Origin of the sequence: Bacillus sp. G16, assembly GCF_021282335.1 — a bacterium.
Taxonomy (GTDB): Bacteria; Bacillota; Bacilli; order Bacillales; family Bacillaceae; genus Bacillus; species Bacillus inaquosorum.
The window spans coordinates 324,279-335,585 of sequence record NZ_JAJSOZ010000004.1; the positions used below are offsets into that span (position 1 = coordinate 324,279).

11 protein-coding genes and 1 other annotated feature are annotated in these 11,307 nt (G+C 45.1%); of the genes, 4 read left to right on the forward strand and 7 right to left on the reverse strand.

Features of this window, described 5'->3' with window-relative positions:
- The first annotated feature begins 158 nt into the window (after window positions 1–158).
- Entirely contained in the window at window positions 159–761 is a 603-nt protein-coding gene (gene rpsD, locus LWH95_RS07200; protein WP_003237886.1) for a 30S ribosomal protein S4, read from the forward strand.
- 21 nt (window positions 762–782) lie between these two features.
- Here rpsD and sr7p read toward each other — a convergent pair whose 3' ends face one another.
- The 3 genes from sr7p to acsA all read right to left on the reverse strand — a co-directional run bounded on the left by sr7p (window position 783) and on the right by acsA (window position 4,370).
- Window positions 783–911: a small protein SR7P gene (gene sr7p, locus LWH95_RS21605; RefSeq protein WP_269802311.1), complete on the reverse strand. Its 129-nt coding sequence runs from the start codon at window positions 909–911 to the stop codon at window positions 783–785.
- A 129-nt stretch (window positions 912–1,040) separates the two neighbouring features.
- The gene (gene tyrS, locus LWH95_RS07205; protein WP_232919229.1) at window positions 1,041–2,309 is read right to left on the reverse strand and encodes a tyrosine--tRNA ligase; all 1,269 of its coding nucleotides are present in this window, start codon (window positions 2,307–2,309) and stop codon (window positions 1,041–1,043) included.
- Window positions 2,310–2,359: 50 nt separating this feature from the next.
- Window positions 2,360–2,597, reverse strand: a binding site (T-box leader).
- Window positions 2,598–2,651: 54 nt separating this feature from the next.
- Window positions 2,652–4,370: an acetate--CoA ligase gene (acsA, locus tag LWH95_RS07210; RefSeq protein ID WP_232919230.1), complete on the reverse strand. Its 1,719-nt coding sequence runs from the start codon at window positions 4,368–4,370 to the stop codon at window positions 2,652–2,654.
- Window positions 4,371–4,529: 159 nt separating this feature from the next.
- Between acsA and acuA the strand changes: the two genes are divergently transcribed.
- From acuA to LWH95_RS07225, 3 genes are read left to right on the forward strand one after another with little or no spacing between them, the layout of a single operon-like run.
- A complete protein-coding gene (acuA, locus tag LWH95_RS07215) occupies window positions 4,530–5,162 on the forward strand; it encodes an acetoin utilization protein acetyltransferase AcuA (RefSeq protein ID WP_019259193.1) in 633 nt (210 codons plus the stop codon).
- 26 nt (window positions 5,163–5,188) lie between these two features.
- Window positions 5,189–5,833: an acetoin utilization AcuB family protein gene (locus LWH95_RS07220; protein ID WP_232919231.1), complete on the forward strand. Its 645-nt coding sequence runs from the start codon at window positions 5,189–5,191 to the stop codon at window positions 5,831–5,833.
- Window positions 5,830–6,996, forward strand: coding sequence for an acetoin utilization protein AcuC (locus tag LWH95_RS07225; RefSeq protein WP_232919232.1), 1,167 nt, complete (start codon window positions 5,830–5,832; stop codon window positions 6,994–6,996). Before LWH95_RS07220 ends, LWH95_RS07225 begins: the two co-directional genes overlap by 4 nt.
- Window positions 6,997–7,007: 11 nt before the next feature.
- Here LWH95_RS07225 and motS read toward each other — a convergent pair whose 3' ends face one another.
- The 4 genes from motS to LWH95_RS07245 form a co-directional block, all read right to left on the reverse strand.
- Window positions 7,008–7,730, reverse strand: a complete 723-nt coding sequence (motS, locus tag LWH95_RS07230; RefSeq protein WP_019259195.1) for a flagellar motor protein MotS — start codon at window positions 7,728–7,730, stop codon at window positions 7,008–7,010.
- The gene (gene motP, locus LWH95_RS07235) at window positions 7,720–8,538 is read right to left on the reverse strand and encodes a flagellar motor protein MotP (RefSeq protein ID WP_232919237.1); all 819 of its coding nucleotides are present in this window, start codon (window positions 8,536–8,538) and stop codon (window positions 7,720–7,722) included. The genes motS and motP overlap by 11 nt, the downstream gene beginning before the upstream one ends.
- Before the next feature lie 63 nt (window positions 8,539–8,601).
- Window positions 8,602–9,606: a catabolite control protein A gene (gene ccpA / locus LWH95_RS07240; protein WP_003237907.1), complete on the reverse strand. Its 1,005-nt coding sequence runs from the start codon at window positions 9,604–9,606 to the stop codon at window positions 8,602–8,604.
- A gap of 275 nt (window positions 9,607–9,881) precedes the next feature.
- Window positions 9,882–10,958: a bifunctional 3-deoxy-7-phosphoheptulonate synthase/chorismate mutase gene (locus LWH95_RS07245; RefSeq protein WP_003223454.1), complete on the reverse strand. Its 1,077-nt coding sequence runs from the start codon at window positions 10,956–10,958 to the stop codon at window positions 9,882–9,884.
- Window positions 10,959–11,307 lie beyond the last annotated feature (349 nt).

Sequence of the window (11,307 nt, forward strand, 5' to 3'; positions counted from 1 at the left end):
TTCAGCTTCTATGTTTTCATTTTGTTCCTTATCCATAAGGTGTATCGTGTAACTCTCTGCTGCTGGAGCGAGGATACATGAAAACAAAATGTGCATGGTCGAATAGAGCAGACGGTTTTTATTTTCCACAAAAATAAAACCAAAGGAGGAGTCACATTATGGCTCGCTATACAGGTCCATCTTGGAAACTGTCCCGCCGTCTAGGAATCTCTCTTAGCGGTACAGGAAAAGAATTAGAAAAACGCCCTTACGCTCCAGGCCCACACGGTCCAGGACAACGTAAAAAATTATCAGAATACGGTTTGCAATTGCAAGAAAAGCAAAAGCTTCGTCACATGTACGGTGTAAACGAACGCCAATTCCGCACTTTGTTTGACAGAGCTGGCAAACTAGCTGGTAAACATGGTGAAAACTTCATGATTCTTTTAGATTCTCGTCTTGATAACGTTGTGTACAAGCTAGGTTTAGCACGTACTCGCCGTCAAGCTCGCCAATTGGTTAACCACGGTCACATTCTTGTAGACGGAAGCCGCGTTGACATCCCGTCTTACCTAGTGAAACCTGGCCAAACAATCGGTGTTCGCGAAAAATCAAGAAACCTTTCTATCATCAAAGAATCTGTAGAAGTGAACAACTTCGTTCCTGAATACCTTACTTTCGACGCTGAAAAGCTTGAAGGTACTTTCACTCGTCTTCCTGAGCGTTCTGAACTTGCTCCGGAAATTAACGAAGCGCTTATCGTTGAGTTCTACTCTCGTTAATCGTTTAAAAAACCCCTGCCGCTATGCGGTCGGGGTTTTTTTATCGTCTGATTCGTTTTTTGCCTCTTGCCGGCCAACACTTTCCTGCGCCTGCTGCTCCCAATAATCCCGCTGCAGCCTTTCTTTTGCAATCGTGCACATGAGATTCACGGTGAGCGCTCCTTTCTGTTAAAAGGTGGTGACTGGTCGTGTTTGCCCTATCTAATATACTCTTTTCCTGTCATTCCTATGCGATAAACAAAAAAAGATCCTTTGCCGTTAGGCAAAGGATCTTTTTTCTTATTTGTACGTCACAAGGAAGTATTTTTTCTTTCCGCGGCGCAGAACAGTAAATTGATCTTCGATGCGGTCTTCAGCCGATAGGATATAATTGATCTCCGTCTGGCGTTCGCCGTTAATGTAAACAGCTCCGTTTTGAATGTCTTCACGCGCTTGGCGTTTTGAAGGAGATAATTTAGATTGCACCAATACATCTACAAGTGAAAGCTCTTGGCTGATGTCAGCTTCCATAGAAGGGACATCTTTAAAGCCCACTTTTACGTCTTGGGCAGAAAGCTCTTTGATATTGCCGCTGAACAAAGCTTTGGAAATATTGATGGCTTGCTTCAGCGCCCCGCGTCCATGAACGAGCGCTGTCACTTCTTCTGCCAAACGTTTTTGCGCTTCACGCTTTTCAGGCGCCGTTTCTGTTTTCTCAGCGTATGCTTCAATTTCCTCTTTTGATAGGAACGTAAAGTATTTTAAGTATTTGACAACGTCACGGTCATCTGTGTTGATCCAGAATTGATAGAACTCATACGGCGATGTTTTTTCTTTATCAAGCCAGATCGCGCCGCCTTCCGTTTTTCCGAACTTCGTGCCGTCTGCTTTTGTGACAAGCGGAATGGTGAGGCCGAACGCTTTTGCTCCTTCTTCTTCTGATTTTCTGATCAGTTCAAGACCCGCTGTGATGTTGCCCCACTGATCACTTCCGCCGATTTGCAGCTTACAGTTTTTCTCTCTGTACAGATTTAAGAAGTCATAAGATTGAAGAATCATGTAGCTGAATTCCGTGTATGAAATGCCGGATTCAATTCTTGAGCTGACCGTGTCTTTTGCCAGCATGTAATTGATGCCGAAGTTTTTACCGACGTCACGAAGGAAGTCGATTACATTCATTTTGCCGATCCAGTCATAGTTGTTCGCGATGACAGCAGGGTTTTCTGCTGCGTCAAAATCAAGAAATCTGGACAGCTGGTTTTTGATTTTTTGGGACCATTCGGATACGATGTCAGCAGTGTTTAATGTACGCTCCGCTTTTTTTCCGCTCGGATCGCCGATGAGACCAGTCGCGCCGCCCACAAGTGCAATCGGATGATGCCCCGCAAGCTGAAAACGGCGGAGTGTTAAAATGGGCAGCAGGTGTCCGATATGCAAGCTGTCTGCTGTCGGATCAAAGCCTGAGTACAGGCTGATTTTTTCTTCATTCAGCTGTTTATTTAATCCTTCTTCATCCGTCATTTGCTGAATCAATCCGCGGAAGGATAAGTCTTCAAGTAAGTTTGTCATGAGATATAGCTCCTTTTTTGATTAAAATAAAAAACGCCCCTTCGTTTACACGAAGGGACGATTGATTATCGCGGTACCACCCTACTAATAAGAGAACGCAAAACATTCGTCTTATCACTTTGCCTGATAACGGATCAGGTCCGTTCTTTCACTACTGAAAGCCTGGCTGGCTTTGTTTGCAAAAGCGGTTCATGAGTGTATTCGATATATCCGTCTGTGCTGATTTTCACCGGCCATCAGCTCTCTGGAACGTAAGGATATTCTACTTGTCTCAATCTTTACCTTTTCATATGAAGCTATCTCATTTTTAACATAAATAAAATCCCGTGTCAATGTCGCCTTTTAATCCTCCATCGTTGACAGATCTCCGGCCGGCAGATTAAGCTCCCACGCCTTAAGCACGCGTCTCATGATCTTTCCGCTCCGAGTTTTCGGAAGCTTATCTTTAAATTCAATTTCACGCGGAGCCGCATGGGCTGCAAGACCCTGCTTTACAAATATGCGGATCTCGTCTTTCAGTTTATCGGACGGCTCAAATCCTTCTCTGAGTGCGATAAAGGCTTTAATGATTTCTCCCCGCACCGGATCGGGCTTTCCGATCACGCCCGCTTCTGCAATGGCCGGATGTTCGACAAGCTTGCTTTCCACTTCAAATGGGCCGACGCGTTCACCGGAGGTCATAATGACATCATCAACTCTGCCTTGGAACCAGAAATATCCCTCATCATCCATGTAAGCAGAATCGCCAGACACATACCAGCCGCCCGGCATGAAATACGATTCGTACTTTTCAGGGTTATTCCAAATGGTATGCATCATGGAAGGCCAGCCCTTTTTAATGGCGAGATTGCCCATTCGATACGGCGGAAGCTCGTTGCCCTGATTGTCAACGATTGCTGCCTCCACACCGGGAATCGGCTTACCCATTGAACCCGGTTTGATATCCATGCAAGGATAGTTGCAGATGAGCTGGCTGCCCGTTTCTGTCATCCACCACGTATCGTGGATTCGTTTGTTAAAGACTTTATGCCCCCATCTGATGACTTCCGGATTTAACGGCTCTCCGACACTGAGCACATGCCGGAGTGAGGTTAGATCATATTTCGCAGCCATCTCATCTCCCGCACCCATCAGCATCCGAAAAGCGGTCGGCGCGCTGTACCAGACATTGACGCCAAGCTGCTCAATCGTTCCATACCAGCTTTCCGGGCTGAAACGTCCGCCGACGATGACATTTGTCGCTCCGTTCAGCCACGGTGCAAAGATGCCGTATACCGTACCTGTCACCCAGCCCGGATCAGCTGTGCACCAGTAAATGTCTTCTTCCTGTAAATCAAGGACCCACTTTCCTGTCTGATATTGCTGAATCATCGCTTCATGGACATGAAGCACACCCTTTGGCGTTCCGGTAGAACCCGATGTATAGTGAAGCAGATAGCCGTCTTTTTTGTCCATCCATTCGATATCCAACCTTGTGCTCTCCTGCTTTGCTGCTTCATCATAATTGATGATGTTTGTGCCGCTCTCAGCCTCTCCGCCGACTACGAATATATGCTGTAAGTGAGGCAGTTTGTCAGCCGGTATTCTCTCCAGCAGCTCAGGCGTCGTGACAACAACCTTCGCCTCACTGTTTTCAAGCCGGTCCTTCACCGCTCCCTCCATAAATGCTTCGAACAGCGGCCCGGCGATGGCGCCAATTTTGATAGCGCCCAGCATAATAAAATAAAGCTCGGGTGATCTCGGCATAAAAATAAAAACGCGGTCCCCTTTTTCCACATTTCCATACCGTTTCAGCACATTCCCGGCTCTGTTTGATTCTTCCTTCATTTCTTTAAATGTGTATTTTTCATCCCGGTTTGCGTCTTTATAATAAAGCGCTACTTTGTTTTTTCGAAACGATTCGGCATGGCGGTCAATCGCTTCATATGCCGCATTCAGTTTCCCTGTCTCATGCCAGGAGAAATGTTTCTCTGCCTCGGCCCAATCAAAATGCCGGTACGTTTCTTCATAGTTTTTTAAATGATAATCCCCTTCCACTGCTGGTAACGCTTTCAAATTCATGCCCAAACATCCCCCTTTGCTGAAGTTGTCACATTTATTATAGTATATATTCATATTCTTCTCAATTTTTAAAATATAAACCATATTGAAAACGCTTTATAATTTGTTATTCTTAAAGAAGGCATGTATTTTTATAAGAATTGATGGGACGGTGGATCAGTGGAACATCATAAAACATACCATTCAGCAAACATCAAAACAGCAACCGGCTCCTTACTGATAGAAGGGCCTGTCTCTCAAGAGGATTTGGCAGGTTATGAGTTTCATAAGGATTTAACCGCATTTCGCCCGCCCCGCGAGCAGCATGAAGCGCTAGTCGACATTGCCGGCCTTCCCGAGGGGCGCATTATCATCGCCAGAGACGGCCGAACCATTGTCGGCTATGTGACGTATTTATATCCTGACCCGCTCGAAAGATGGTCTGAAGGAAACATGGAGGATTTGCTTGAGCTCGGGGCCATAGAGGTGGCGCCGGCCTATCGGGGATGTTCTGTCGGTAAGACGCTTCTGACCGTCAGCATGATGGATGAGCAAATGGAAAACTACATTGTGATGACGACGGAATATTACTGGCATTGGGATTTAAAAGGAATGAAAAAAGATGTGTGGGAATACAGAAAGCTCATGGAGAAGATGATGAATGCAGGCGGATTGGTCTGGTTTGCGACGGATGAGCCAGAGATCAGCTCCCACCCTGCAAACTGTCTGATGGCACGCATCGGAAAAAACGTCAGCCAGGAATCAATTGAACAATTTGACAGGCTCCGTTTTTATCATCGTTTTATGTACTAACTGACACTGACAAAGGGGAAAAAATAATGATTGTTGAGCAAATCATGAAAAGGGATGTCATTACATTAACGAAGACGGATACGCTTGAAACAGCAATATGCAAACTGAAGGAATTCCATATCAGGCATCTGCCTGTTGTAGATGAAGACCGCCATGTGATCGGCATGATTACAGACAGAGACATGAAACAGGCCAGCCCAAGTATTTTTGAAGAAAGCAAACGAAGCCGATTTCTCACACGAAGCGTAGATTCAATTATGAAAAAAGATGTCGTCTGCGCCCACCCGCTTGATTTTGTCGAAGAAATATCTGCCGTGTTCTACGAGCATGGCATCGGCTGTCTTCCAGTGGTACAGCATCAAAAATTAATAGGCATTTTGACAAAAACGGATTTGCTGCGGACATTTGTCAAATTGACAGGCGCTGACCAGCCGGGGTCGCAAATTGAAATAAAAGTAAACGACATCACCAAAAGCCTTGCGCAAATCAGCAGACTTTGCCAAGACCTTCAAGTAAAAATATTGAGTGTGCTTGTCTATCCGCATGATGATTCCGGTGTGAAAGTGCTTGTCTTCCGTGTAAAAACGATGAATCCGCTGCCGTTTTTGCAGGCATTACAAAGAAATGGTCATCACGTCGTCTGGCCGGCAGAGCAAAGGGATCTGCTATGAGAGACAGCGTATTTATCTATTCTCCATCCTATCAAACCTATATGTTTCATCAGGAACATCCATTTAATCAGCAGCGGGTTCTGTTAACATACGATTTGCTTAAGACGATCAATGCCTTTGATGATGGAGACATTGTCAGTCCAAGACTCGCGGCTGAAGAGGAGCTTGCCCTTGTCCACACAGACGATTACATTCAGGCGGTAAAGCTTGCAGGTGGAGGAAAACTTCCCGCTGAAGAAGGAGAAAGCTACGGGCTCGGCACAGAAGATACACCTGTCTTTGCAGGCATGCATGAAGCTGCATCACTCTTAGTCGGCGGCACCTTAACGGCCGCAGACTGGGTAATGTCGGGACAAGCCCTGCATGCGGCCAACCTTGGAGGAGGCCTTCATCACGGCTTTCGTGGGAGAGCTTCAGGGTTTTGCATATATAATGACAGCGCTGTGGCGATTCAATATATTCAGAAAAAATACAACGCCAGGGTACTTTATATTGATACCGACGCCCACCACGGGGACGGTGTGCAATTTACGTTTTACGATAACCCTGACGTATGCACGCTGTCTATTCATGAAACAGGAAGGTATTTATTCCCCGGAACCGGCCAAGTCCAGGAAAAAGGCAGTGGAAAAGGATATGGCTATTCTTTTAATATCCCGCTTGACGCTTTTACAGAGGATGATTCTTTTCTTGAAGCTTACCAGACAGCAGCTTCAGAAGTCGCCGCTTATTTTCAGCCGGATGTCATTATCAGCCAAAACGGCGCCGATGCCCATTACTATGACCCGCTGACGCATTTATCTGCGACTATCAACATATACAAAGAAATTCCCCGGCTTGCACACACTTTAGCGCATCAATATTGCGGAGGGAAATGGATTGCAGTCGGAGGCGGCGGATATGATATTTGGCGTGTCGTGCCCCGCGCCTGGGCCAGAATCTGGCTTGAAATGAAGGGAATTGATCCCGGACGCGATATCCCGCCCGAATGGATCGCTAAGTGGCAAAAACAATGCCCTGTTACCCTTCCGTCCAGCTGGAGCGATCCGGACGATTTATATCCTCCAATTCCCCGCAAGCCCGAAATTACAGAAAAAAATGCTCAAACTGTCAGCAAAGCATTATATGCAATACGATTTGAGCAGCAGCAAAGAACAAAGTAAAAAAACGACCTTCACGAAGAGGTCGTTTTTGATTTTTTGATCACAATTTCCACACGCCGGTTTTCCTTCATGTGTTCGTTTGTCTTGTTATCCTTTACAGGCTTTGTATCCGCATAACCGACAGCGATAAAGCGCTTCGATGGAAGATTCTCTTTTGATGTGAAATATTGAATGACTCCGCTCGCCCGTGCTGCTGACAGCTCCCAGTTAGACGGGTATCGGTATGTCGAAATATTTCGGCTGTCTGTATGGCCCTCCACCTGAATGTCATTTGGAATGGTTTGAAGAAGAACGGCAATTTGGTGAAGAAGTGTTTCGGCATTTTTCAGCACCTTTGCCTCACCTGTATCAAACAGCACAGCCTCCTGCAGAACGAGCACGACACCGCGTTCATCCCGTTTGGCTGTGGCCTTCAAATGATTGTCTTTTATATATGTATTTACTTTCTTGAGAAGCTGATCCTGCTGATCCTCTTGCTTCTCCGCATCGGCTGGCGATGTATCCTTTTTTTCTATGGACGTTTGGTCCGGCTGGAGGCCGCCGCCTTCCTTTTGGATCGAATCGACTGCTGCTTTAAATTTTTGCAGATCGATTTGCGACATCGAAAAAAGTAATATAAAGAACACAAGGATCAAGGTAATCAGATCTGTAAAGGTGACCATCCAGCTGGATGAAGACTGACTGTTTTTCCCGCTTCCATTCCTTCTTTCAAAACGTTCTCTTCTAAGCTTCATGTACAGATCCCTTTTTTATTTTTACTTGATTCGGCTGCTTCTGCCATTCTTCCCGGGAGCTGAAAACGACAAGCTGGCTTTCGAGATTGCGAGGGTTTTTACCGGATTGGATTCCGATAATGCCCTCAACCATTACCTGCTTGATGAAGATTTCACTTTCTGTTTTTTCTTCGAGCTTAGCCGCAATCGGGTTGAACACCATGTTTGCCAGCAATGACCCATATAGGGTCGTCAGAAGCGCAACGGCCATATTCGGTCCAAGCATTTGTGGATCATTTAAGTTTTTGAGCATCAGCACGAGCCCGACGAGCGTTCCGATCATGCCCCATGCCGGAGCGAATTCACCCGCTTTTTCAAAAACACGCCGTCCTTTGCGGTGCCGTTCCTCCATTGCTGCGATTTCGGAGTCCATGACGAGCCGAATCGTTTCTTCATCCCAGCCGTCAATCGCTAAAAGCAGCCCTTTTTTCAAGAATGGATCTTTGATCTCCCGAGCCTGATCATCCAATGATAAAAGCCCGTGTTTTCGCGCATGATCAGAAAGAGAGACAAAGGTTTTCACAAGGTCTTTCACATTGTCTTCCTGGCGGATAAATGCCTGCTTTAACACAGACGGCGCTTTTTTCAGCTCTTTCGGCGGAAAACTGATAAAAACAGCGGCGCAAAGCCCCCCTGTTACGATGAAGAAAGAGGTCAGATCAAGAAAAGAGCGGAAACCGCTTACTCCCGATCCTGAAATAATTCCGATAACAATAATAATCGTTCCTAACACAAAACCAACAGGTGTAAGATAATCAAAACGTTTCATCATTTCTCCCCATGAAAAAAGCAAGAATTCACCTTAGAGGTGAAGCTTGCTCTCTTGTTTTTCTTATGACTTGGTTGACTGTCTTAACTCTATACGGTGCGGCAGTTCGACGATATGCTCTTCAACCGGCTCTTTATTCATGAGCTTTGTCAGCAGTCTCATCGCAACGGCACCAATATCATATGTCGGCTGAACAACTGTTGAAAGCTGCGGACGAACCATGAGGCTTAATCTTGTATTATCAAAGCCGATAATGTCGAGATCCTCAGGAATTGATAAGCCTTGATCCTGAGCGGCATGGATAATGCCGAGTGCCATTTCATCCGTTGCAGAAAGAATGGCTGTCGGTTTTTTGTCCAGGCTCATCAAATGCTGCAGCGCTTCAAGTCCGGAATCATATGTGTAATCCCCTTCAGCGACAAATTGTTCATTAAACGGAAGGTTCGCTTCTTCAAGCGCACGTTTGTAGCCTTGCAGTTTTTTCGAGCGGTTGATCGGTTCTGTCATTGGTCCGGATACGAATGCAATTTCTGTATGTCCTTTATCAACCAAAAGCTTCACTGCATCATAAATCGCCTGTTCGTAATCGATAGCGACTGACGGTGTTTCCCCCTGCTCTTCTACAGAAGCGGCAAGTACAATCGGCACTGGGGAGCGTTTAAATTCCGCAACATGCTCATCCGTAATGTTACCGCCCATAAACACGATGCCGTCCACTTGTTTGCCGAGCATTGTGTTTAACAGGTGCAGCTCTTTCTCCAGGTTTTGGTCAGAGTTGCTCAAAATGATGTTGTATTTATACATTGTCGCGATATCTTCAATTCCGCGTGCAAGCTCTGAATAGAAAATGCTTGAGATATCTGGAATGATGACACCTACAGTTGTTGTTTTTTTGCTTGCCAGCCCTCTTGCCACCGCGTTTGGACGGTAGCCGAGACGGTCAATGGCTTCCAAGACTTTTTTCCGTGTTGTCGGTTTTACATTCGGGTTGCCGTTCACGACACGGGAAACGGTTGCCATGCTTACATTAGCTTCTCTCGCTACGTCGTAGATCGTAATATTGCTCATCCTAAAACCACTCCTTTTACTGGATACACTTATCCTTATCTATAGCATAAACACTTTATGTAGAGAAATGTCATAATGTCCGAATTTATGTCGTTTATGATTTGTAAGCGTAAGTCAGTAGTGTACATTATTTTTCATTATTCATCAAATTTAAATACTTCTCATGAAATTATACACGTTTTTATAGATGATGAAAACGTATACTTGGGTTTTATAACTAAATAAACGAGAAAGCATAAAAAAAGGCCGCAGACGCGGCCTTGTGTATTGTTCAATTAAGCGTTGACTTTCACCATTGGTTTCAGTTCATTCAGCCATTTTTCGAATTCAGGAATCGCCATTTGCTGAGCAGAGTCAGAAAGTGCGACTGACGGATCAGGGTGAACCTCAGCCATTACGCCGTCTGCGCCGATCGCTAAAGCAGCTTTAGCTGTCGGAAGCAAGAGGTCGCGGCGGCCAGTTGAATGCGTTACATCAACAAAGACCGGCAAATGCGTTTCTTGTTTCAAAATCGGCACAGCAGAAATATCCAGCGTATTTCTCGTTGCTGTTTCGTATGTTCTGATACCGCGCTCACAAAGGATGATTTGGTCGTTTCCTTGTGACATGATGTATTCAGCCGCATTGATGAATTCAGAGATCGTTGCAGCAAGTCCGCGCTTCAGAAGCACTGGCTTTTTCACTGCGCCGGCCGCTTTCAGCAATTCGAAGTTTTGCATGTTGCGTGCTCCGATTTGAATGACATCAATGTAGTCCAGCGCTTCTTCGATATGAGCCGGTGTTACAATTTCACTGATAACTGCCAGATCAAATTCGTCCGCTACACGTTTTAAAATTTGAAGACCTTCAACTCCAAGCCCTTGGAAATCGTATGGGCTCGTACGAGGCTTAAAGGCTCCCCCGCGCAAAATTTTAATTCCTTGTTTTTTCGCAGCTGCAGCCACTTCAGCCACCTGCTCATAGCTCTCTACTGCACATGGACCGACGATGAATCTTTGCTGGCCGTCTCCGATTTTTTCACCTTTGATATCAACAATTGTATCTTCAGGTTTTTTCTTGCGGGAGACAAGCAGCGCTTTGCTGTGATCTTCTTCCTGAAGCTCTAAACCTGCTTTGAATATCTCTTTAAAAATGTGCTGGATGGTAGAATTTTCGAACGGCCCGTCATTGTTTTCAATGATGTTGTTTAACATTGTACGTTCTCTGACAGGGTCAAATCGATTGACACCCTGTGCTTCCTTCGCTTTACCGATCTCTTTTACAACATTTCCGCGTTCGTTGATTAATTTTAGAATTTGTAGATTTAATTCGTCTGCTTTCTGCCTTAAAAGCTCTAATTCTGTGTTGCTCATTTTTTTCATCCTTTCCCTGCACATTCATTTTTTATTTTGTAGTTATCATGCATCTTACTATAAGTAATTCCAAATGGAAATACTGAAATACAAAAAATTTTATAAAAACTCTACTTTATTACCCAAACGCTTTTAAGTGATAAAGTAATCTATGAAGTTATCCTACATGATGTGAGGGCAATGTTCAAGGGTTTTTTCAAAAAAAAAAGCGCCAGATCATATGGGACTGACCCCATAAGATGAGACAAATAAAAACACCTTCAAGTTTGAATACGGATGATTGTTATCCGAAATTAGACTTGGAGGTGTTTTTTCTATGGGGACAAGAGTGAGTTATCCGGTTGAAGTG

What these genes read in the sequence shown, in the direction of transcription:
- LWH95_RS07220 (WP_232919231.1), top strand. Translation starts at nt 5,189, where the DNA reads ATGATTGTTGAGCAAATCATGAAAAGGGATGTCATTACATTAACGAAG.
- rpsD (WP_003237886.1), top strand. Translation starts at nt 159, where the DNA reads ATGGCTCGCTATACAGGTCCATCTTGGAAACTGTCCCGCCGTCTAGGA.
- acsA (WP_232919230.1), bottom strand. Translation starts at nt 4,370, where the DNA reads ATGAATTTGAAAGCGTTACCAGCAGTGGAAGGGGATTATCATTTAAAA.
- motS (WP_019259195.1), bottom strand. Translation starts at nt 7,730, where the DNA reads ATGAAGCTTAGAAGAGAACGTTTTGAAAGAAGGAATGGAAGCGGGAAA.
- LWH95_RS07245 (WP_003223454.1), bottom strand. Translation starts at nt 10,958, where the DNA reads ATGAGCAACACAGAATTAGAGCTTTTAAGGCAGAAAGCAGACGAATTA.
- motP (WP_232919237.1), bottom strand. Translation starts at nt 8,538, where the DNA reads ATGAAACGTTTTGATTATCTTACACCTGTTGGTTTTGTGTTAGGAACG.
- ccpA (WP_003237907.1), bottom strand. Translation starts at nt 9,606, where the DNA reads ATGAGCAATATTACGATCTACGACGTAGCGAGAGAAGCTAATGTAAGC.
- tyrS (WP_232919229.1), bottom strand. Translation starts at nt 2,309, where the DNA reads ATGACAAACTTACTTGAAGACTTATCCTTCCGCGGATTGATTCAGCAA.
- LWH95_RS07225 (WP_232919232.1), top strand. Translation starts at nt 5,830, where the DNA reads ATGAGAGACAGCGTATTTATCTATTCTCCATCCTATCAAACCTATATG.